General features: G+C 51.6%; 20 protein-coding genes and 1 pseudogene. 20 read left to right on the forward strand and 1 reads right to left on the reverse strand.

What is annotated here, in order from left to right; genetic code table 11:
- Positions 1-68 precede the first annotated feature (68 nt).
- The 20 genes and pseudogenes from ACA079_RS20590 to ACA079_RS20685 all read left to right on the forward strand — a co-directional run bounded on the left by ACA079_RS20590 (position 69) and on the right by ACA079_RS20685 (position 21,503).
- A complete protein-coding gene (locus ACA079_RS20590) occupies positions 69-2,114 on the forward strand; it encodes a type VI secretion system Vgr family protein (RefSeq protein WP_497700728.1) in 2,046 nt (681 codons plus the stop codon).
- Positions 2,111-2,977 (forward strand): DUF4123 domain-containing protein, encoded by an 867-nt coding sequence (locus ACA079_RS20595; protein WP_497700729.1) that lies wholly within the window; start codon positions 2,111-2,113, stop codon positions 2,975-2,977. The genes ACA079_RS20590 and ACA079_RS20595 overlap by 4 nt, the downstream gene beginning before the upstream one ends.
- Positions 2,974-6,261 carry a toxin VasX gene (locus ACA079_RS20600; protein WP_497700730.1) on the forward strand — a complete coding sequence of 1,096 codons (3,288 nt, stop codon included), beginning with the start codon at positions 2,974-2,976 and terminating at the stop codon, positions 6,259-6,261. The genes ACA079_RS20595 and ACA079_RS20600 overlap by 4 nt, the downstream gene beginning before the upstream one ends.
- Positions 6,258-7,187 (forward strand): hypothetical protein, encoded by a 930-nt coding sequence (locus tag ACA079_RS20605; RefSeq protein WP_497700731.1) that lies wholly within the window; start codon positions 6,258-6,260, stop codon positions 7,185-7,187. The genes ACA079_RS20600 and ACA079_RS20605 overlap by 4 nt, the downstream gene beginning before the upstream one ends.
- A 36-nt stretch (positions 7,188-7,223) precedes the next feature.
- The gene (locus ACA079_RS20610; protein WP_497700732.1) at positions 7,224-8,138 is read left to right on the forward strand and encodes a hypothetical protein; all 915 of its coding nucleotides are present in this window, start codon (positions 7,224-7,226) and stop codon (positions 8,136-8,138) included.
- Positions 8,139-8,174: 36 nt separating this feature from the next.
- Entirely contained in the window at positions 8,175-9,098 is a 924-nt protein-coding gene (locus ACA079_RS20615; protein WP_497700733.1) for a hypothetical protein, read from the forward strand.
- A 52-nt stretch (positions 9,099-9,150) separates the two neighbouring features.
- The gene (locus ACA079_RS20620) at positions 9,151-9,615 is read left to right on the forward strand and encodes a hypothetical protein (protein WP_497700734.1); all 465 of its coding nucleotides are present in this window, start codon (positions 9,151-9,153) and stop codon (positions 9,613-9,615) included.
- 30 nt (positions 9,616-9,645) lie between these two features.
- Positions 9,646-10,698 (forward strand): DUF6708 domain-containing protein, encoded by a 1,053-nt coding sequence (locus ACA079_RS20625; RefSeq protein ID WP_497700735.1) that lies wholly within the window; start codon positions 9,646-9,648, stop codon positions 10,696-10,698.
- Positions 10,699-10,711: 13 nt separating this feature from the next.
- On the forward strand, positions 10,712-11,731 hold the full coding sequence (locus ACA079_RS20630) for a DUF6708 domain-containing protein (RefSeq protein ID WP_497700736.1): 1,020 nt from the start codon (positions 10,712-10,714) through the stop codon (positions 11,729-11,731).
- Positions 11,732-12,076: 345 nt separating this feature from the next.
- Positions 12,077-12,547, forward strand: a complete 471-nt coding sequence (locus ACA079_RS20635; protein ID WP_497700737.1) for a hypothetical protein — start codon at positions 12,077-12,079, stop codon at positions 12,545-12,547.
- A gap of 206 nt (positions 12,548-12,753) precedes the next feature.
- Entirely contained in the window at positions 12,754-13,080 is a 327-nt protein-coding gene (locus tag ACA079_RS20640; protein ID WP_497700738.1) for a hypothetical protein, read from the forward strand.
- Positions 13,081-14,084: 1,004 nt separating this feature from the next.
- Positions 14,085-14,513 carry an SMI1/KNR4 family protein gene (locus tag ACA079_RS20645; protein WP_497700739.1) on the forward strand — a complete coding sequence of 143 codons (429 nt, stop codon included), beginning with the start codon at positions 14,085-14,087 and terminating at the stop codon, positions 14,511-14,513.
- A gap of 144 nt (positions 14,514-14,657) precedes the next feature.
- Positions 14,658-15,047, forward strand: a complete 390-nt coding sequence (locus ACA079_RS20650) for an immunity 22 family protein (RefSeq protein ID WP_497700740.1) — start codon at positions 14,658-14,660, stop codon at positions 15,045-15,047.
- Positions 15,048-15,180: 133 nt separating this feature from the next.
- Complete coding sequence (locus tag ACA079_RS20655; RefSeq protein ID WP_497700741.1) at positions 15,181-15,615, forward strand: SMI1/KNR4 family protein; 435 nt, start codon at positions 15,181-15,183, stop codon at positions 15,613-15,615.
- 274 nt (positions 15,616-15,889) lie between these two features.
- A complete protein-coding gene (locus ACA079_RS20660) occupies positions 15,890-16,129 on the forward strand; it encodes a hypothetical protein (RefSeq protein WP_497700742.1) in 240 nt (79 codons plus the stop codon).
- A gap of 45 nt (positions 16,130-16,174) precedes the next feature.
- A pseudogene (locus ACA079_RS20665) lies at positions 16,175-18,853 on the forward strand (RHS repeat-associated core domain-containing protein); the annotation flags it as partial.
- Between the two features lie 11 nt (positions 18,854-18,864).
- Positions 18,865-19,212: a hypothetical protein gene (locus ACA079_RS20670; RefSeq protein ID WP_497700743.1), complete on the forward strand. Its 348-nt coding sequence runs from the start codon at positions 18,865-18,867 to the stop codon at positions 19,210-19,212.
- A gap of 286 nt (positions 19,213-19,498) precedes the next feature.
- Complete coding sequence (locus ACA079_RS20675; RefSeq protein WP_497700744.1) at positions 19,499-19,933, forward strand: SMI1/KNR4 family protein; 435 nt, start codon at positions 19,499-19,501, stop codon at positions 19,931-19,933.
- Between the two features lie 167 nt (positions 19,934-20,100).
- Positions 20,101-20,706 (forward strand): hypothetical protein, encoded by a 606-nt coding sequence (locus tag ACA079_RS20680; RefSeq protein ID WP_497700745.1) that lies wholly within the window; start codon positions 20,101-20,103, stop codon positions 20,704-20,706.
- A gap of 206 nt (positions 20,707-20,912) precedes the next feature.
- Positions 20,913-21,503 carry a hypothetical protein gene (locus ACA079_RS20685; RefSeq protein WP_497700746.1) on the forward strand — a complete coding sequence of 197 codons (591 nt, stop codon included), beginning with the start codon at positions 20,913-20,915 and terminating at the stop codon, positions 21,501-21,503.
- 106 nt (positions 21,504-21,609) lie between these two features.
- On the opposite strand, the gene ACA079_RS20690 is transcribed toward ACA079_RS20685, so the two are convergent.
- Positions 21,610-22,422, reverse strand: coding sequence for a VanW family protein (locus ACA079_RS20690; protein ID WP_497704353.1), 813 nt, complete (start codon positions 22,420-22,422; stop codon positions 21,610-21,612).
- Positions 22,423-22,641: the final 219 nt, after the last annotated feature.

The raw sequence follows: 22,641 nt of genomic DNA on the forward strand, positions 1-22,641 counted from the left end.
ATTTTCGCGTCCGCAAGCTCCCTGCACGGGTGCCGGCGAGCGCCGCTGCACTGCACGAGGAACAAGGGATGTTCGCGCCGGCCAATCAGACTCACTTTGCCCTGACCATCGAAGGTCTTTCCAGCGACTTCCAGGTTTTCTCCCTGCAAGGTCGGGAAGCCATCAGCCAGCCTTTTGTGTTTGAGGTGGAGCTGGTCAGTGAACAGCCGTCCCTGGACCTCGAGACCCTGCTGCACAAACCGGCCTTCTTGCAGCTCTCGCCTGACGGCAGCGGCATCCATGGCCAGATCTACCGCGCCGCCCAAGGTGATTCCGGCAAACGCCTGACCCGGTACGCGGTGACCCTGCGCCCGCAACTGTCTTACCTGGCGCACCGCATCAACCAACGCATCTTCCAGAACCTCACCGTGCCGAAAATCATCGGCAGCGTCCTCGAAGAGCACGGCATCCAAAGCAACGCCTATGAATTCAAAGTCGGGGCGATTTATCCGGAGCGCATCTACTGCGTTCAGTACGATGAATCGGACCTGCAGTTCATCCAGCGCCTGTGCGAGGAAGAAGGTATCCACTACCACTTTCAGCACAGCGCCACCGCCCACAAACTGGTGTTCGGCGATGACCAGACGGTGTTCCCGAAACTCGCGCCCGTGGCCTACCAGCAAGACTCCGGCATGGTCGCCAACGACCCGGTGATCAAGCGCTTCGACCTGCGCCTGGAAACCCGCACCAGCCGCACCACCCGCCGCGATTACGACTTCGAAAAACCACACTTGACGCTGGAAAGCGAAAACCGTGGCGACGCCCTGCCCGACCTCGAAGACTACGACTACCCCGGCCGCTTCATCGACCGCGAACGTGGCAAGCACCTGGCCAAACGCGCCCTCGAACGTCACCGCAGTGACTTCCAGCTCGCCGAAGGCAAAAGCGATCAGCCGTTGCTGGTCAGCGGCCACTTCCTGGCCCTGACCCAACACCCGAAAGCCAAATGGAACGATCTGTGGCTGCTGACCGAAATCCTCCACGAAGGCAAACAGCCGCAAGTGCTGGAAGAGTCAGTCACCAGCGACACCACCAAACTGAAAAACGATTTCCACCAGGGCTACCGCAACCGTTTCCAGGCCACCCCGTGGGACGTGCCGAACCGCCCGCCGCTAACACAAAAGAAACCGCGCATCCTCGGCAGCCAAAGCGCCGTGGTCACCGGGCCAAAAGGTGAAGAGATCCACTGCGACCAATACGGCCGCGTCAAAGTGCAATTCCACTGGGACCGCGAAGGCCAAGCCGACGACAAGACCAGCTGCTGGCTGCGCGTCTCCTCCGCCTGGGCCGGCGCCCACTACGGCGGCATCGCCATCCCACGCATCGGCATGGAGGTGCTCGTCACCTTCCTCGAAGGCGACCCCGACCAACCGCTGATCAGCGGCTGCCTGTACCACAAGGAAAACGTCGTCCCGTATGCCCTGCCGGCGAACAAAACCCGTAGCACCTTCAAAACCCTGAGCTCCCCCGGTGGCGGCGGTTACAACGAACTGCGCATCGAAGACAAAAAGGGCCAGGAACAAATCTTCCTGCACGCCCAACGCGACTGGGACGAAAACGTCGAGCACGACCAGAAAATCCGCGTCGGCAACGAACGCCACGACACCGTCGAGCAAAACAGCTACAGCGAATTCAAGGCCGAAGAACACCACACCGTCTACGCCGACCGCAAAGTCGAAACCCGCGCCAACGACCACCTCACCGTGGGCGTCAACCAACATATCAAGGTTGGCACTGGGCAATTCATTGAAGCGGGCCAGGAAATCCACCTGAGCAGCGGCATGAAAGTGGTGCTCGAAGCCGGCAGCGAACTGACCCTCATCGGCGGTGGTAGCTTCATCAAGATTGATGCCGGTGGTGTGACCTTGAGCGGGCCGGTGATCAACATGAACTCCGGCGGTAGTCCGGGGAATGGCACCGGCGCAGCACCTTTGCTGCCGGGGCCGTTGAAGCAGGCGGACACCGACAAGGCGGGTGAATTGCTCGTTCCTGCCCTGCGTCAGACCCTGCAACGAGCCGCCACAACGGCTCAGCCAGTCTGCGAGATCTGCCAAAAACTGGAAGCGATGAAATGATCACTGGCATCTCGCGTTATCTGCTGCTGGATGGAGCACAGATCGAAAACCTGCCGGCCCGTTTGTACAGTCTGGATGACAACCCGATTGCAGAATGGCTCTATCACGCTACGTCCTATCAAGCGGTGTTTGATGTCGGTCCAGCGCTGGTCGTCTTACGCACTCAAAGTGCACTTGAACAAGCGTTCATGGATCACTGGCAACACGATGCCGGCCTCGTCATCGAAAGCGATGCACCCATGCAGTTATTGGCGGAGCATCTGCGCAGCCTGATCCACGCACGGGTGCCCGGTGATGCGTCAATGCTGTTTCGTTACTACGACCCACGCGTCATGCGTCACTGGCTGCCAGCCCTGAGCACAGCCGAAAAAGATCACCTGATGGGGCCGGTTAGCCGCGTGCGCCTACCCGCGCGCGAAGGTCAGGAAGAACAATGGATCGTGCGCGACCACGATCAACAAAGCGCTCAGCAATATGCCGAGCGTCCCTGGCTGTATCTGGATGAGCAGCAGCTGCAACAGCTCAATCAAGGCAAACTGGACATGTTCGACCAGCAACTGCTGGAGCACGTGCGCCTCTACTTCCCTGATTGCCTGAACCAACGCACGACACAAGAACAGCAGGAATGGGCGGTGCAGTGCCGCGAAAGCGCCGCCGGTTACGGATACTCGGCGCCCAACGAAGTGGTGCGTTGGTCAGCCTTGGTAGCCGAACACGGCACGACGTTTCCACAAGCGCCCGACCATCAGATTTACCGCGAGATTATTCAACAGCCAACGCTTAACGCCACACAACGCCTGGATGCCTTGTTGGTGGAACTGCATCGACACTGCCTGTTGACTGACAAGGAGTCCTTTTCATGACCGCTCAACCACTCGATAAAAATCGCAACCTGGCCGCCGCCGATCAGGCCGCACAATGCCAGTTCGGCGACGAAGACTTGTCGAGTCCGGCAACCACCTGCCCCGCCCGTCAACCGGAAGTGTTCGTCGTTCCAACTCGCTACGCCATGGCCGAACAGGCTGCCGAACACGCTAACTTCATGCCTTCCAGTCCAACCCAAAGCCACCCGATGGCGTTGCGTCGCTTGCGTGCGGGTTACGTTTATCTGTGGCATGCCGAAGGCCCGCTAAAACGCTATGGTGTAGGAGCGGACGGCCTGCTGGTGGAGCAATCGTTGACACTACCCCACGCCGAAATCGCGACAGGCGAAAAAGCCGGCATACCTTTGAATAAGAGTACCGATGCCTGGATGCTCTATAGCGAAGTGCCATTAAGCGAAGACGCCTGCGAACGCCTGAAAAAGAATGGCGAACGGCGCAAGCGCATGCGCCAGATCGGGCTCACCGAAATAGCTAAAAGCCTTTCGGCCAAACACTGCCCGCCGCTCGCCAAAGCCCTGGAGTTGGTGGCCGAACTCATGCCTAAAGTGCGTGACCAGGCCTTGGCGCATGATTATCAGAAGAACGGTGCGACTTACCGTGAAGGCGTGAAAGAACAAGGCAAAGCCATGCACGCCGCGCCAACACAGGACAACATCAAGGCCTACTCCGCCAGCTCACAGGATTTGCGCGAGCGTGAAGATGCGGCCGGCGCACAACCGCCTGGCAAGCCGGTCGAGGAGCCGGGAACCTGGAGCGCCAGCCCTTGGGAGCTGGAACCCACCCAAGCCTGGCTCGATGCAGCCAAACAACAGTCGGCACCGCTTTATGGGGTGTTTGCTGCGCTGGATGATGATCTGGGTGTGCTGCGGGATATTAACCATGAGCAAGAATCGGTCGAAGCGCGTCATGAACAGTGGGTCGGCGATAACAACCTGCGTCTTAGCATCGGGGGGTTTGTTCGCAGCCTGATCACCGAGGACGGGGCCGAACTGGCCGGCACACTCAGCTACCGCTATAAGGATCGCGACATCACCCTTACACCCGATCAGGGTCGGGTCATGCTCGATGCACAGCATCAGCTGGATGATGAACTCAAGGCCGAAACCAAGGCCCGCCAGTACGGTGGTCAGCCTGGCAAAGCTGAAGCCACCGCGCGTGATGCGCGTATTGCCACGATCGTTGCGCCTGTGCGGGCCTTTATTCCGGCAGATTTGTACAACGAAGCCGAATACGTGGTGCGTGAATACCGTGCCGAAAAACAGGCCAACCTCGACAATAAGTTCCTCAGTGCCAAGGTGGGCCAATACATCGATCTGGAAGCGATGAACTCCTGGCTCGATACGACCGCCCCCATGCATTTTCAACAGATTGAACAACGTCATCAAACGCTGTTTACCGACAGGGAGGTGTACCTCAAGCGTTCAGGCAACGGCACCTGGTTTGTCGATTACTACGATCTGGACACTCGGCACTGGTTGACCGAACTGGCGACCGGTTGCCTGACCGCCCAATGCATTCGTGCCCAGGGCGCCGAGCAATACGCCGACTATGTGCGGGCGGCTGATGGCGGCGCACTGACGCAACTGTTCCGCGCCTGGACACCCTCGATCGATGCGGGCATTAACGACACCACCCGCCTGGGCGAGCTGATGGCGGCACTGGCGTCCGAGAATATCGCCGCGACCCATCAGGCACTTGCGCCACTGACCGCCCCGATTCTGGACGACCTCGCGACCATGGCCCGAGATGCCAATAGCCCATGGAGCATCCTGGTCAACCGTCTGGCGGCAGCCTTGTTGTTGCTCAAAGGTGACAAAACCTTCAGCAGTTCCTGGTTCGGCGTTTTCGTCACCGCTCGCCTGGGCAGCGACACGCGCTTACAAGCCGTGATAGAAGGTGGCCGACAGATCTGGAAGTTGCTGGGACAAAAAGCCGAAGGGATAAGCCAATGGGCTAGCACTACGGGAAAAGCCATTGGCAACGGCCGCGTGGCAGGCATCATAAACTCCTCTGCTGTTACCAATAGCGGAGGCGTCGTACCACTCGCGGCGTTGCTGCTGAATACGTTCAACGCGAGTAACTACTTGAACCAGGCTGGGGCCGTGGAGGGGATGGACAATCAGCGTGTGAACGATACCGCTTCCGCTTCGTTGTATGCCGCTGCTGCGTTGGTGGCGGTGATTGATAGTCAGGTGCGGAAGGGGTTGGGGAAGGAGCGATTCCTAATTCGTTCAGCTGCGGCTCCAACCCTCACCTTGTTTGGTGGGGTGATTGGTGGGTTGTCATTTGGTGCGGCCGTTAACGAATACAGGTCTTTGCAAATACAGCTGGAGAGCGCACAAACGCATATTGATCCGTGGCTGACGATGCGCCAGACCGTGGTGGCGGGACAGATCACCGCTTATGGCGCCCAGGCCCTACTGGGTGTATCTCAGACAGGCAGAGCTCTGGCCGGCCTGATCGAAGTCGAAGCCGCCATCATGCGTTATTCGTTGTGTATGGGCCCACTGAACTGGGTCATTGCGATATTGGGTGTGCTGTACCTGATCACCTGGTTTTTTCAGCAGACGCCGATGCAAAACTTCCTCAACTTCTGTTGCTGGTCAAAAGTGCGAGCGGGCAATCTTGACCCTATCGCGGCCAAGGCCCAGCAAGACGAACTCAACCTGCTTTATAGCATCCTATACACCCCCCGAGTCAGCATGGAAAGCCGCTCGGTGATGGCCAGTTCCAGTGGTCCTTCCGGGCTGACTTCCCAGAGCGCCATCAATGCCCTGACCATCGACTTGCCGGGCGCCGAACCTGGCAGTGCTTACCTTGAGCTGAGCATGGCCGGCGATCCGGTTGACACTCAAGCGTCTCGTGACCTGATCAAAAACAGCCCTTACTCCGCCTACAAAACACCGCGCCCATGGCGCGACCTGACACCTTACTGGCTCGAAACCAGCACCTGCATCTGGATACCGTTCCAGGAGGGTCAGGGCTTGCGCCTGAGTGGCGCCTTCACGCCCCTTTCGAACGTCTTCAGTACACCGCCGGGCACGCTTTCCCTTCGGTTGCGGTATCGCACGCCATTGATCGCGATGCTGGGCGGCGATCGTTTTGTCGGTGGTGCACGGGGGGTGGCCTTTACCCTGAGCGATAACGCCGGAGTGATTGCCCTGCGGGATGATCCGACACCTGAACTGGATCGTGTGCCAAGCTACCCGCTCGGCGATCAGCAACCCGAGTCGATTTACCTGCAACTCAAGGACAAGACATGAGCACGCCACCGGCAGGCACCACAAAAAAGCGGTTGTTTTCGCGCAACGATTATTTGGCGCCATTGCCCATCCCCACCGGGGAAAAGCCCTGCGATGTGCTTAACACCATCTGGCGCAAGAACGAGGTTTTTCTCGACATTGGTAATTACAGTATTGGCTCGGCGGTGATGGTGATCTGGCCGATGGTAATGCTTTTTGCGCTTCTGAATTACATCACGCCTGACCCTCTGATATGGGGGGGAGGATTAATTATCGTGGGCATCCCTATCTGGTTTGTGATCCAGGGCCTGTTCCGCGATGTCCCCTTGCCCGTGCGCTTCAATCGGCAACGCCGAGAAGTATGTGTGCCGCGAGAGAATGGCGAATATTGGCTGGTGCCCTGGGAAAGCGTCACGGCAGCAGCCACGCAACAATCCTCGGTGAGCCAAGCCGGTAAAGCCACCATGGGCTTGTTGATCATCGGCTTCGAAAACCCAGACCCGCTGGCCAAAGAAGACAACAAACATTTCTCGTTTGGTTTTAACTGTGGCGGCGGCACCACGGCCATGGCGTTGTGGGAGTGCATGCGCAGCTATATGGAGATTGGGCCGGACGCTGTGGAGGATCAGACGGCACGCTTCGATAGATCTAAAGGAATATGGGCGACCTACCTGGACGACCTTATCAAGGCTGCGAAGTTGAGAGGCTGGCTTATTACCGTTTTGTGGGAAGGCTTCTGTGGGATTTTCATTTTTAATACGCTATTGATCGACGTGCTTGAGCGCTGGAAATTGAATCCACCACCAGACCTGCTCTACCCCGACATCATCGAATGGTCCAAACCACTGCCACCCGAGCAATGGGCCAAGAGATCCCCAGAACTGGAAGAAGCCATCGCCAAGCGTGAGGCCGAATTAGCCGCGCAGACGGTTCAAGAATTAGCTTGATGGAGAGTAGCCGGACTTATAACCCAAGGACAACGCATGAGCACGCCAACGGCAGGCACCACAAAAAAACGGTTGTTTTCGCGCAATGATTATTTGGCGCCATTGCCCATCCCCACCGGGGAAAAGCCCTGCGATGTGCTTAACACCATCTGGCGCAAGAACGAGGTTTTTCTCGACATTGGTAATTACAGTATTGGCTCGGCGGTGATGGTGATCTGGCCGATGGTAATGCTTTTTGCGCTTCTGAATTACATCACGCCTGACCCTCTGATATGGGGGGGAGGATTAATTATCGTGGGCATCCCTATCTGGTTTGTGATCCAGGGCCTATTCCGCGATGTCCCCTTGCCCGTGCGCTTCAATCGGCAACGCCGAGAAGTGTGTGTGCCGCGAGAGAATGGCGAATATTGGCTGGTGCCCTGGGAAAGCGTCACGGCGGCAGCGACGCAACAGTCCTCGGTGAGCCAGGCCGGTAAAGCCACCATGGGCTTGTTGATCATCGGCTTCGAAAACCCAGACCCGCTGGCCAAAGAAGACAACAAACATTTCTCGTTTGGTTTTAACTGTGGCGGCGGCACCACGGCCATGGCGTTGTGGGAGTGCACACGTAGTTACATGGAAGTAGGACCTGACGCCGTCCCTGAGAGCCGAGTGGGTATTGCGCCGTACGAAAAAACGCAAATCGGATCGCTCATCATCGATCTGCGTAAGGGTGACCTGATAGGTGTTGTATGGGGGATATTCTGCATTACGATTTTGGGGACATATTTCGCGGAAAAGTTGCAGAACTTGAAATTGTCTTACCCGCCTGACCTGCTCTACCCCGACATCATCGAATGGTCAAAACCACTGCCCCCCGAGCAATGGGCCAAGAGATCCCCAGAACTGGAAGAAGCCATCGCCAAGCGTGAAGCCGAATTAGCCGCGCAGACGGTTCAAGAATTAGCTTGATGGAGAGTAGCCGGACTTATAACCCAAGGACAACGCATGAGCATGCCAGCGGCAGGCACCACAAAAAAACGGTTGTTTTCGCGCAATGATTATTTGGCGCCATTGCCCATCCCCACCGGGGAAAAGCCCTGCGATGTGCTTAACACCATCTGGCGCAAGAACGAGGTTTTTCTCGACATTGGTAATTACAGTATTGGCTCGGCGGTGATGGTGCTGTGGCCAATGGTGATGCTGTTTTTGGGACTGGCCTTTGCTTTTAGAAATATTTCCCCCGATCTCAGTGTGTTTACTCTTGTAGGAGGTGGAATCATTACAGGTATACCTGCGCTCTTTATTGTTCAAGGCCTATTCCGCGACGTCCCCTTGCCCGTGCGTTTCAATCGGCAACGCCGTGAGGTCTGCGTACCGCGGACGGACGGCGAGTACTGGATTGTGCCCTGGGAAAGCGTCACGGCAGCAGCCACGCAACAATCCTCGGTGAGCCAGGCCGGTAAAGCCACCATGGGCTTGTTGATCATCGGCTTCGAAAACCCAGATCCGCAGGCCAAAGAAGACAACAAACATTTCTCGTTTGGTTTTAACTGTGGCGGCGGCACCACGGCCAGGGCGTTATGGGAGTGCACACGTAGTTACATGGAAGTAGGACCTGACGCCGTCCCTGAGAGCCGAGTGGGTATTGCGCCGTACGAAAAAACGCAAATCGGATCGCTCATCATCGACCTGCGTAAGGGTGACCTGATAGGTGTTGTATGGGGGATATTCTGCATTACGATTTTGGGGACATATTTCGCGGAAAAGTTGCAGAACTTGAAATTGTCTTACCCGCCTGACCTGCTCTACCCCGACATCATCGAATGGTCAAAACCACTGCCCCCCGAGCAATGGGCCAAGAGATCCCCAGAACTGGAAGAAGCCATCGCCAAGCGTGAAGCCGAACTGGCTGTGCAGACGGCGCATTGAGTAAAAATTAAGAAGCGTAGAATTCCAGCGCTTAGAAGCCCAAGGATAAGGCATGACTTCAGCCATACCCGGCAGCCGCAAGGGACTGCTCTCACGAGAGGACTATCTGGCACCACCAGCCGTTCCGACGGGGAAAACGCCCAAGGATGCGCTTAACACCATTGGGCGCAAGAACGACGTTTGTCTTGATATTGGCGCTTACAACATCGGTTCTGCCGTCATGGTTATTTGGCCAGTACTGCTTATGAGTATTTGGTTCGTGCATCATGAGAGCACTTCCGAAGGATATTTTGGGGGGGCATTAGCGCTTTCGTTATTTATTGTTGGCATCCCCATTCTTCTAGTCTTTAAAGGCTGTGACCGACGCAGCTTACTGTCTCAGAGGTGGCTGCGCGATTGGGCGTGTCCGAAACAAAGGCGAAACAAATCGGACAGATTTATTTTCTACGCAATCACGAAAATAAATCCGCCCCCTTTTAGCGTCGTCTTAGTGTCAGATCTGATCGAACCACTTTAAATTGGACCTATATTAAGGCGGAGACTCTAAATGCATGACAACAAGTACGATCGGTTACCCCATGCGGGTGACTTTGAGAGAAAGTCAGGCACCGAGATAGTGTACTTATCTCCAAAACCAGTACCTACGGGCATGCCTCCAATTAGCGCACGCCAACTGCATCGTAACGCTAATAAAACTTTTTTGGATTTTGCTATAGGGCAAGGTAACTTTGAGTTTATGGCGAGAACCGGCATCGGCTCGATAATGCTAATCGTGATATTATTATTCTTTTTTTCAGGTTTCGCCTCTTGGATTAGAAGATCTCAAGAACCTTTTCTTAGTGCTTGGTTGAGTTTTTTCTTCAACCCCGTGCTGTGGTCAATTATTGGAGCGATCTCTTTAACGTATATTTATTTTTTCTTTCAGGCAGCTCACCAAGTATCTATTCACCCACCCATCCGTTTCAATCGAGAGCGTCGCGAAGTTGTATTTACCCCAAAAAAAGGCGACAAACCGCGCTTTGTACCTTGGGAGGATGTCATTGTTTGCGTATCGGTGGGAAAGCTCATTACTCAATATTCAGTAATGCCTGAATTTAAATTACTGATTGGCTTAAGAGATGCCAACACAGATGATGTGCTGTGGTCTGTGATCCCCAGTAGCAACTTGAGTCTTGCCGTTTCTGAGTGGGAGGCAATTCGTGTCTATATGGAGGAAGGAATGGTTTCCTTACCACCAGATCAATCAGATGAGCTTGAGGAAGGTACTGTCGATTTTTTCCATTTGTGCCGTCGCAGCTACCGTGCGGATCACTCCTTAGTACGTTACGCGTGGAGCTTTTTGACGATCCAGTTTTTCAGCGGTTGGACGTTGCCCTGCCACATCTCTGGCTGGGCCAACAACCGCCCCAAAGCCGCCTTCCCTAAAGAAGTCCTAGAGTGGTCAAAACCTCTCCCCGTCGAGCAACACGTTATGCCAAGCGAAGCGTTGCTCGAGGAGAGTTCTGAAATCCGGAAGGCCTTTGCCAAAGGACAAAACCTGCTGGATTACTTCAAGGTGAAATTTACAGAACCAACTCAAGAACCCGAGCCCACCACCTGACGAGATCTGTCCCTTGGAAAATAAATACGATCGTTTGCCTCACGCAGGCGATATCGAGAGAGAACTGGGTACTGAGACAGTCTATTTATCACCAAAACCGTTACCCACTGGAGTGCCGCCTTTCAGTGCGCGCCAACTGCACCGCTATGCCAATGAAGTTTTCTTAGACTTTGCCATTTCTCGAGGAAGTTTTGAGTTTATCGCCCGAGCAGGAATTGGGGCGGTGATGTTCCTGTTGATTTTTCTTTTTTTTACAACGGGGTTTGGCTCTTGGCTAAGAAAAGATGTAGAGCCGTTTTGGAGCAGTTGGCTGGATTTCTTTACAAGCATTGCGGTTTGGGGCTTTGTGGGAGCGCTTGCCACTCTTTACCTTTGCGTATTCTTCTTTGCAATTCGCCAAGCCAGCAATCAACCTCCCATACGCTTCAATCGCCAACGTCGGAAAGTTGTTTTTGTTCCCAAGAAGGGAATGTCCCCTCGTTATGTGCCGTGGGAAGAAGTTATCGCGAGCGTTTCAGTTAGCAAGCTGATCACTCAATATGCTGTAATCCCCGAGTTTAAACTAATGATCGGACTTCGCGACAAAAATGGCGACGTACTGTGGGTCAGTGTTCCTAGTGGAAACTTGAACCAAGCCATAGCTGAGTGGGAGGCTATACGCGTCTATATGGAAGAAGGGCCTCAAGCATTACCCATGGGGCAATCAGATGAATTCGAAGCAGGCTCAGTCGCGTATTTCCATATGTGTAGAAAAGGATACCGTTCTCATCATTCATTCCTTCGGTATGTCTGGGGATTTTTGATAATTCAGTTTTTTAGTGGCTGGACGATACCTTGTTACATCGCAGCCTGGATCAATAACCGCCCCAAAGCCGCGTTCACTAAAGAAGTACTGGAATGGTCAAGACCTCTCCCCCTCGAGCAACACGTTATGCCGAGCGAAGCGTTGCTCAAGGAGAGCGCCGAAATCCGGAAAGCCTTCGCCAAAGGGATGTTGTTCCGCGGAAAATATCAAGACTACAAGCCTGAATGAGCTGGCTCAAGAATTAAAAACTCTGGGAGTTCCTGAAGGTTATTACTCCATCGGGGTTAACAGGGATGAGCGAACCTGTATTATTTTTGATGTTGTGAAATGGATCGTTTATTATTCTGAGCGAGGACGAGTGGAAGACCTCAAAGAATTTTCGAGCTTTGCAGATGCAAAAATTGAGTTCCTAAAAAAGATCACTTAGAGTTCGCAACTACATTAAGCCCAAAATCAGCCCCCCCCATTGCCTCAACAGGGGACAACAGGGACAGATTTGGTTCCACGCAATTTTGAAAAAATAAATCTATCCCCTTTTGGTTCAAGCCAACTTGAGGACTGGGAAAAACCTCAATGAAAACCAAATTTCAGATCGCACTAGAAAACAATGAGCCCTCGGAGTTCTTTAAAGGCCAAGGACAATATTTTTCCCGAGCCCCTGACTGGGGAGATCATCTCTATATCAACAACTGGCAAGGTCTCTGCGGACACCTAAAATCTAAAGAAAGCCCAAATAAAATACTACTTGACGTATTCAGTAAATATTTAACATCGCTGCAGAACCGCTACGAAGATGCGGATTCCTTGCTGTTAAATATAAGCTGTTATTATCTAACGCGAAATGACACACCGTTCATGTCCGAATACAGCTTTGACTTAATAGCGAACCTTAGCGAAAGAAACAAAAAAACAATCGGCGAACTGTTCAGGCTTCTACGTAGAGAGTACGCCAACCAAAATGCTGGCAAGCCTGTGATTAGCCTTGACCAATTTCTGTCTGAAATAAAGACAAATGGTTGCAGTTTTGATCTAGAAAAACTTTAGCTAACATCAAGAAAAAAAGGCGAAGAAAAACCAGGATAGATTTTTTCTAAACAGAAAAATCGGGAAATAGGAGACTAGTTTATTTTCTATGTAATCACAAAAATAATCTGTCCCCTTTTTGATTGGAGAGGCGTCCGTTTGGTAATTGATTCTATCCATACTACCGATGCACCCGGTGTATCTACCATGACAGAGGTCCTAGTTAAATGACAGTTCAAGCCTACGTGAAAAAATCCGACAGCGATTTTGTTAGAGTAAAGATTCTTGATGCAAAAATAAAAGAAAAGCTTATTGGCATTGGTTTCACAAATGACATCGATCTTAATGAGTACAAAATCATCACACCAACCGATGAAAAAAAAGCCGGAGTGTTTAACCAACTAAGGAATCTTGAAGTTTATTTTTCCGATGGTAGAGAGTGGTGCCCTGCCGAGATATTTGAGTACCTAAGAGACAAGGGACTATTAATCGGAAATTTTACAATGATCAGCTGGACGGCCCCTGACAAGTATTTTATTACCACTGACAAATGACACATCAAAAAGCAAACAAAAGAAAACAAAAGAAAACAAAAGAAAACGGGGCGGATTTATTTTATATACTGATAATGCAGGCAGTCTAATCACCGTGACTCCTGGGACAATCAAATGAAACAACCGGAAAGCTTGATGGACCATACAAAACAAAGTGGACAGATTTATTTTCTACGCAATCACGAAAATAAATCTGTCCACTTTTGTAGGCTTTTCAAAAAAGAGCTTGATAACTAAGGAGCACCGCCAGTGTTTATAATCAAAACAAACCTAAAAACAAATTCATACATTGGTGGCAACCCTATACTTCCACCAGGAATAGACGCACCTAAAAGCAAAAACGGCGCCCCTTTAACTTTTTCTTTACAATTGAGTTCCCTACTACCCACAAACTCAGCGGATACACATTAAGCTTTTTCAGCGCAACAGCAGACACGGATGAAGACCTTACGATTCCACAAATGCTTAGCACCGGCCTAAAAAATGCGACCATTCCAAATGGCTTCCTAATAACATACCGAAAGCTACTCAAAGTCTACCTATTTAAAACTGAAATAACTCTAAAAACAGAGAACAATAATTCCGATATAAAACAGCAGTATCTGGAGTTTTCACCAAAAGAGGATGGAGATATATTTGGGTGGACAGGATTGCCTCCAAAATGGATACTTGAAGACGAAGCTCTATCTACTTACGAAGTGAAAACTTCGACTTTCTGCTTCAAGTAAAACGTGATCAAACTTTTGTGATCACGGATACTGCTCCTCCACAAAAAGAATTCGATATATTTTGTGGATTAAAAGATAGAAAAAAAATAAACTACTTCTTTTTCAATCAAAGTTAAGTATTTTTTTCGGTCAAACTTCAGATGCACATGAAAATAACGTCTACATTATCACTCAATGAAAAAGGAACAGGTTTATCATGTGCGCTCACAAAAGTACCCCCGTTCCCTTTTTTGCTGCTGAATGGGGCATGATTTATTCACTGCAAGGGAGCCGTATATGAAATTCGACTGGAATTCTTTTGGGATTGATCCAGGATCTTCAGTTGATTGCGATACGATTTTCCAAGTACAAAAACTACTTGGTGTAGTTTTCCCAGAATCATTTTTGAATCTAGTCACATACTCCAATGAAGCTTCTCCAGAAATATCTTCATTTTCATATGGAGATGAAGAAACCTGCATAAGCGAGTTCTTTTCTTTCTCGCCTGTTGTCACCCCGTATACCATCACATGGTATTTAGGGGCAGGAAGACCCCTTGGCCTTCCCAAAGGAATGGTCCCTATCGCAAGGGATGCAGGTGGTTACCTGGTTTGCCTGAATTTCAAAACGTTCTCAATCACTGTTGAGATTTTTGATACAAACTCGCGCAACGTTTACTTTATTGCTAATAGCTTCGATGATTTTGTTAACTTGTGGAGCGAATAGAGGGCTTTATAGTTGAGGAAACAAAGGGGGACGAAATAACGGGGGCAGATTTATTTTCCACGCAACCACGAAAATAAATCGGTCCCCTTTTATTCGCTGCGCCGATGCTCTGCCTTCAGGACTAAAACATTGAGGAAGCAAAAAATGGGCTCGAAAAAAATCGTTTCTATTTGGACGGCGAACACCGATTGGGAACCGTCTACGCTTCGAGATGTGATGAGCCCAGAGTATTCTGACGACGGAGACTTTCTTGGCTCTGAGTTCAGCAAGGCTTTCTCACTTGGTTTTGTTGACGATGACACTGTCGAAGCAGATAAAATCGAGCCAACAAACTCTCTAATAGATGCAATTTACGGGTGCTCATACGACCTTGACATCGCGTCTGACATGAAAAATAAAAATGCCCCTCTGACCGAAGCGCCTATAGACACCATAGTTGCAATCTACGACTGCTCCTTCTCGGACACCCCCAAAAACACTAAAATCAGAAATAATCTCTTTACATACCGCGGATGTTTTGAATACCAAGACTAAACTCTCAGAGGATAGAAACAAAGGGGACAGATTTATTTTTCACGCAAACACGAAAACAAATCTGTCCCCTTTTCTGTCCAGCCAATATGAAGCGCATCACGACGTAGAATATAAACGCCAGGAGAATTTACAAATGAATTTACAAGACCAAAAGCTACCAGCAACAGACGCAGACATAAAAAACTCAGAGCAACAGCTAAATATAAAATTCCCAAAAGAATTCAAAGAGTTCTACAAAATAAACAACGGAGGCCACTCGGAAGTGAATTTGTTTGAGCTTAATGGTAACGGCTATAAGATAAACGAATTCCTACCTTTGAAATATGGGGGCGACACTATCGAGTCAACCTACAAAGAGACATTCGTTGACAACTCATTAATGCCGAAAAACCTTGTTCCTTTCGCTGCTGATGCGGGAGGGGACTATTTTTGTTTCTCTATCAAAGAAAATGAATATGGCAATATTTACTTCTATGAATCCGAATACTACGGCAACCCTGTCAGATCACATGTTTTTTTAGCTAACTCGTTCTCGGAGTTCCTAGAAAAGCTTGTAGTTGATATTTAATTTAGAAAAATAGGGGACAGATTTATTTTCCACGCAATCACGAAAATAAATCTGTCCCCTTTTGGTTAGAGATGAGCATCTATATAGATGGCACGGTGGCAGCTTCCAAAACGAGACCAAAGGAAAGCCACTTAACCCACTGGTTCCTGAGGATTTTTTGAGCCATGACTAAGATAAGTATTGCTTCTGCTGCCCCCACTAGCGACCTTGAAGTTGCAAAATTCCTGCACCAACGATTTAAGATGTCGCTGATTGGCTCACAAAAAAACTCGCCATGGGCGATAAAGGTTTTTTTTACACATGTGATCTCTACGGAAATGACCATGTTCAGCGCGACAAGGATATTCGCGACTTAATTGCCTTCTTCAGTCAAAAGAATCTTCCTCTCCTGCTCTTAGAAATAGAAGATGAACAAGAGTGGGGGGATTTAGATACAGACAATCTTAGTCAGTATTCAATATCTGAAGAGGAACTGCTGAACGCTCTGGACTCATCTAAAGGGCTTTACGAGTAACTGACCCTTTCTTAGTACGTATAAGAACATCCCCTTTGGCTCTTCTACGCCAGGGATGACAAGGGCAGCGTCACGGTTACTAACGCCGACGGCAGCGAAGAGGCCTACACCCATGACGATCAGGCTCGACTGGTCGCCAAGGTCGATCCCGACGGTGCGGAACACCTCAAGGCCTACGACGACAAGGGCCGCCTGATCGCAGAGAAGGATCCACTCGGCGCCGTCACCGAATACCAGTACAACGACGCCGGCCGACTCGTCGCTGTCATTCCACCGGAAGATGCACCGACTACCTACGAGTACTACCGCGGCTTCGTCCGCGTTGTGAACCGTGGTCCGGCGACCTGGAAATACTGGCGCAACGACCAAGGCGATATCACCGAACAAATCGACCCAGACGGCAATTCGACCCATTACAGCTACGACCGTCAGGGCCGTCTGCTGGAAATCCGCCACCCCGACGGCAGCCGTCATCAGCTGGGTTGGAACAATCTCGGCCAACTGCTCGAAGAACAGCTGCCGGACGGCGGTCAGCGCAAGTACCGTTACGACGCGTTGGGGCGGCAAATCACTCGCCAGGACGAAAGCGGCGCGATCACCCAATACCAATGGGACGCGGCCAACCGCCTCGCGCAAATCACCCTGCCCGGTGGCGCAACCCGTGCATTCACCTACAACGCCTACGGCAAAGTCACCGCCGAACGTGATGAACTGGGTCGCGTCACCCGCTTCGAATACGCCGATAACCTGCACCTGGTCAGCCGCCGCATCAACCCGGATGGCAGCCAGCTGCGCTATCGCTACGACAACTCGCGCCTGCTGCTCAGCGAGATCGAAAACCAACGTGGCGAACACTACCACCTCGACTATTACCCCAATGGTCTCATCCAGCAGGAAACCGGTTTCGACGGTCGACGTACCGCTTACGAATACGACCTCAACGGCCAGTTGCTGAAGAAAACCGAGTTCGGCGACGACGGCAGTGAGCTGCTCACTGAGTACCAACGCGACACCGCTGGCCGCTTGCTGGTGAAAACCTTGGCCGATGGCGAGAAGATTCACTACAGCTATGACGCCCTCGGTCGCCTCGTGAACGTCGACGACGGCCACTGGCCCCTCGCCTACGAATACGACCTGCAAGACCGGCTGATCACCGAGCACCAGGGCTGGGGCACCCTGCGTTACGAGTACGACCAACTCGGTCAACTCAGCCACTGTCGCCTACCCGACGGCAGCAAACTCGACTACCGCCACCAATCCGACGGTCGCCTGAGCAGCATCGACCTCAATGGCTCGCGCCTGACCACGCACCAGTTCAGCGCCGGTCGCGAACAGCAGCGTCAGCAAGGCCTGCTGCTCAGCCAATACCAGTACGACGAACAAGGCCGACTGCAAGCCCACAGTGTCAGTCAACAAGACCGCAATCTGTTCCAGCGCCGCTACGCCTACGACGCCAACGGCAATCTCACCGGCATCGATGACAGCCGCAAAGGCAATCACAGCTACCACTACGACCCGCTCGACCGCCTGATCAACGTCCGTGGCACCACCCCGGAAAGCTTTGCCCACGACCCAGCGGGTAACCTCCTGGGTCAAGACGACCAGCCAACTACTAACCTGGCCAACGTAAAAGGCAACCGCCTGCTGATGCAAGGCGACCGCCATTACGACTACGACGCCTACGGCAACCAGATCCGCGAACGCCGGGGCACGGGGCAAAGGCTTGTCACCGAGTACCGTTACGATTGCCAACACCGCCTCATCGGGGTCAGCCTTCCCGGCGGTAGCGTCGCAAGCTATAAGTACGACGCCTTCGGCCGTCGAATCGCCAAAACCGTCGATGGTCAAACCACGGAATTCCTGTGGCAAGGCGAGCGCCTCATCGCCGAAAGCGCGGACAACCGCTATCGCAGCTACATCTACGAGCCGGGCACCTTCCGCCCCTTGGCGATGCACGATGGTGAAGGCCCGCTCAAAGCCGAGCCGTTCTACTACCAACTTGACCACCTCGGCACCCCGCAGGAACTCACCGACTACAGCGGCGAGATCATGTGGTCGGCGAAATACCGCGCCTACGGCAACCTCGCCACCCTCGACGTTGCTGAAATCGACAACCCTCTTCGCTTCCAGGGTCAGTACTTCGATGCGGAAACGGGCTTACATTACAACCGGCATCGCTACTACAATCCGGGCACTGGGCGGTATTTGACGCCGGATCCGATCAAGCTTGCGGGTGGGTTGAACAACTACCAGTACGTGCCTAACCCTACGGGGTGGGTGGATCCGTTGGGGTTGGACAACTGCCCAGGAGGCCCCAACTGTAAGCCTACAAGTTCGGCGGAGGATCCGGCGTCTACAGCCAAAGTAGATGAAGGGACGCCAGAGACACCAGGTAAATATACTGTAGGTCCTTATAATGAAATTAAGGGTACCGTACCGGGTCTGGATGCTCATCACGTCGGGCAAAAAGCGCTAATGAAAGAGATGATTTCTGGGTATGATCCGGCTACAGCACCGTCAATTCTCGTTCCTAAGGTAGGTCATACAATCAAAGGTCCAAATGGTATTGTCTCTCGGAGCACTGCAGGACTGGCAAATCCACGACAGGTTCTTGCACGTGATATTTTTGAACTTCGACGAGTATATAAAGATGTACCGAACAAACAACTACAAACGCTGATAAAAATGAACAAAGACTCCTACCCTGACGCGTCTTCCAAATGAGCAGCTATCAAATGAATCCGAAAGACTTTGTAATTGGGCTCAAAACGACTGTCGTAGAAGAGAATCTTTCTATTTACAAAGATCTATTTTCCAGCACCTCAATCAAAGATGTGACTGATGAGTACTGGAAGCGTGCATTAACCCTATTCAACTCATTGCCTGCCGAACAGCAAGAAGTTTTCTTTGAGGTGATTAGACAGGCAATGGTGGACACAACTTCTAATATTCTAGGGGTCATCGACGGAGTCAGCGTAATAAATGGTGAAAGTGATGAATTCTCGCTCACGTATGGTGACGATAAAAAATCACTAACAGGTGATTTGCAGAGTTTGTTTTTGGCAGAAGAAGAGAAGGCATAACATAGCTCCAGAATCATATTAGCAATGTGTTGGACCCAGCTTTAGATTGAATAGAAAGTTAATAACTCGTTCAAACAAATCTACGGCTTCACAGGGACCTGCCGCTCACTTATCGTCGCCCAGTCGGGGCTATACGGTTTAAAAAGGGGACTACAAAATTGGACAAAGGAGGCAAAGTAAATCACCCATCTGGAAGAAATAAAAACCCTGACGCACCTGTAGACAGCGAGCTATTTGACAAAGAGGTTCCTCAATGTTGGAGGGGTCGTGCAGCCAAGGTAAACAAATGATACCCAAAGGTTTAGTTAGCCTGATAGAAAGGCAGCCTGGAAACATACATAGAACCGACAAGGACTTGGCTATAAGTGCCCTTGAAACACTTGGGGTCTCTCCAGACAGCGAGTTCGGTAGTATTTATATAAATTACCTACCTGCTAATTTTCAGAGCTCTGTATCTGACGAATACATTTGTGACGTATCCGAGCCCACAGAGCAGATTCTGATGGGGACTGAGTTCATTCACGACATGTGGGAGCCACCAGAAAATTACATAGGCTTTACCTCCTTGCAAGGTGAAGGAGGTTATTTGCTCGACAAGAATAGTGGTGGCGTTTGGGACTTCGACTTAGCTCAACGAGAAGACTTCGTATCTGGTCTGACTCCTCCAAAATGGAGTGGTTTTTTTGAATTTGTCAGGTGGTATCTTTCGATAACAAAATAAAAAATGAGACTAAAAAATGGAACAGATTTATTTTCCACGCAATCACGAAAATAAATTTGTCCCCTTTTGGTTCCTTTTGGTTCTCTACTGCCACTGCCCCAGATAAACGTTGGTACCCCCTATTGGTCCTTCAACCAGTGCTTTCACCCCGGACAGGAGTCCACCGCATGCCTTACCCCGATCTGCAAAACGCTGTTCAACGTGCCGGGTTCACCATCACTGATTACTCGGATCAACGAGCCTACTTCGGCTGTTGGTCGCTAACCGTCGAAGGTCATGGGTACACCTATTTAATCGTCAACGAAGGTCGAGACGGTTGGCTGATGTTTCATCGCTCAGACGCGGCGGGGACAATGACTGAGTTAGACAAGAAAGAATCGGCCTGGATGGATGACGCCGACAAAGCAACCCAATGCCTGATCTGGCTTTCTGACAACAGCCCTGCCCCACAGCCCCACAAAGTCCGCAGTTACTACGTGATCGCCGAAAAGGATCTTGTACCGCAGCAGCCCCATAGTTCTGATTGGCCCAAGTTGATTGGCTACTGCTACGACGATGCTTACTTCTTGTTTTTTGAAGGCAAGGGTCATGGACTGGCTGGGACAGCAATGCCGGCTTGCAAAGCGAAAAGACCTGAGTGGCTGGCGATATTCGCGGCGCTGGACGTGGAGTGGTTTCTGGACTTTCTGGAAACCTCGCGGTTCACGTCAGAGGAGGCATTTGTCCTGACGTTGAATGCCAAAGTTGGCTCACTCAGCGTCTGTCGATATTAAGTGAGAACTGTCAGTAAAAAACATTCAGTCAAAGCCTCTATAACTCCGGCAGATAGCGGCTTTTTGCCGACGCTGCGTTCATAATTGCGCCGGCATCAGTCATTGCCACCCGCATCAAATTAACCGGATACACACCCCCCAAAGGAATGAACCCTTGTTTACCATCGCACAACCATTCGCCCTGCTTTTGGCATTGCCCCTTTCCCTTGAAGCCGCCGCGCTGTCACTTCGATCAGAACAGCGCGCTGACGGTACAACCGTTGCGCCTCTGCCACTGCCTACCGGCGGCATTCCCCTGGAGCATTTGGGGCGATGGCTTTCAAAAGATGGCGAGCGCTTTCAAATATGGCATTGGGGACGAAGTTAAATGCCAGCTGTCCGCCAATCTTTTACCCAACCCTGCCTTACGAATCACGGCCTATGAACCGAATTCGAAGACCCGTGAAAACGCGTTCGTGACGCTACTGACCACCACCGAACGCCCCGCCAAGGTGAGCGCTCACTGGCGCTTTCAAGATCCAGCGCTAATGAACGCGATTCACAGCGGCTTGGTCAACGTTTCACCCTCGACGTCTATTACCACTCGCGATAATCGCAGAACGTGGATGGTGGTCGACCAGATAGCACTTGAATTTGGCTCTATCGGACAACAGACGATACATCCGGGCCAACTTGGTCGCACAGACCAAAGCGGGATGGAGGCATTATGTGCCAAGAAAGGCGAAGCGCTTGGACGACCGTTTTCATTCTATTTAGGGGACAGCCTGGATCGTTTGAGCCATGTCGAATACTTATGATCTGCGCAGATCTCAAGCCGATGCCTCTATGACAATGGCGCGCTTCTGCACGGCTTTGCGCTAAATAAAAAAACGGGCGATCTAATGATCGCCCGTTTTATGCATTTCAAGTCAGCAAACCTTCCTCAACCTCATACTTAACCACCACCCGATTCTTATAAAGCCGCTCACTCTTCAACACCTGACTCTCCTGCCCCTTGCTCCTGACCTCCCGCCATATCTCGTTCTCGCGAAAAACCCGGCCACCGTCTCGCACAAACCGATGCCCAAGTTGATAAACGTGATACCGAAACTCTCTCACCTGATCGCACAACAACTCCCCTTCCAACTGTTGCTCGGCGACATTGAGCTTTAACTGAAAATAACGATCGGTCGGGTTATGCAACACCAGGTCAATGTAGTTGTAAAAGATCGCAGCCCCGGAGCCGAACGGCAGTACTCGCCCTTCGTCAGGAAAGGGATCGAAGCTGTGGTTCGACCGCTCAACCACGACCAACGGTGAGTGAATCGCCATCCAGTGAATCAAGTTGCTCAGTTGGCAGATCCCGCCACCGATGCCGCTGCGTGCTTCACCAAATGACAGCTCCATGCCTTCGACATAACCGCGTTTGCGGGTGGGCCGACCCACGAGGCGGCAGAATGAAAAATATTCGCCAGGACCGATGATGACGCCGTCCATCGAATCGACGGCCAGTTTCAGGTTGATGACTTTGTTGTGTTGCAGTGCAAGATCGGAGTTGCCGAGTTTGCGGATCAGTTTGGAGGTGTGCTTGAGGTAGCGAAATGGCAAGCGGGAGACGGTGTTCAGCGAAACAGCGTATTGCTTGCGGGAGAAGCGCCAGGCCAATTGTCGGAACAGTCTTTTTTGCCACACGCGGAGCCAGTAAAGCACCGGGTGGTAGAGGGAGAGTGGTTTCATCCGTGTCAGAACGGCGGCAGCCGTTTTCTTCCTTGATCTGCAAAATGCCGCGCATTTTAACGTATTGCTGCAGGTGTGTATCGCACGTCGATAAGGTGTTCGCCCAGTGTAATGGCCTGGCAATCCATGCACCGGTAAAGAGCCCTGACACTGGGCGAACGGGAAGTATTTTAATTGAAGTTTTCGAATATGTCCGCGTATATGAACATGAAATTTATC

The sequence above is a fragment of the Pseudomonas sp. LBUM1645 genome, from assembly GCF_059716185.1.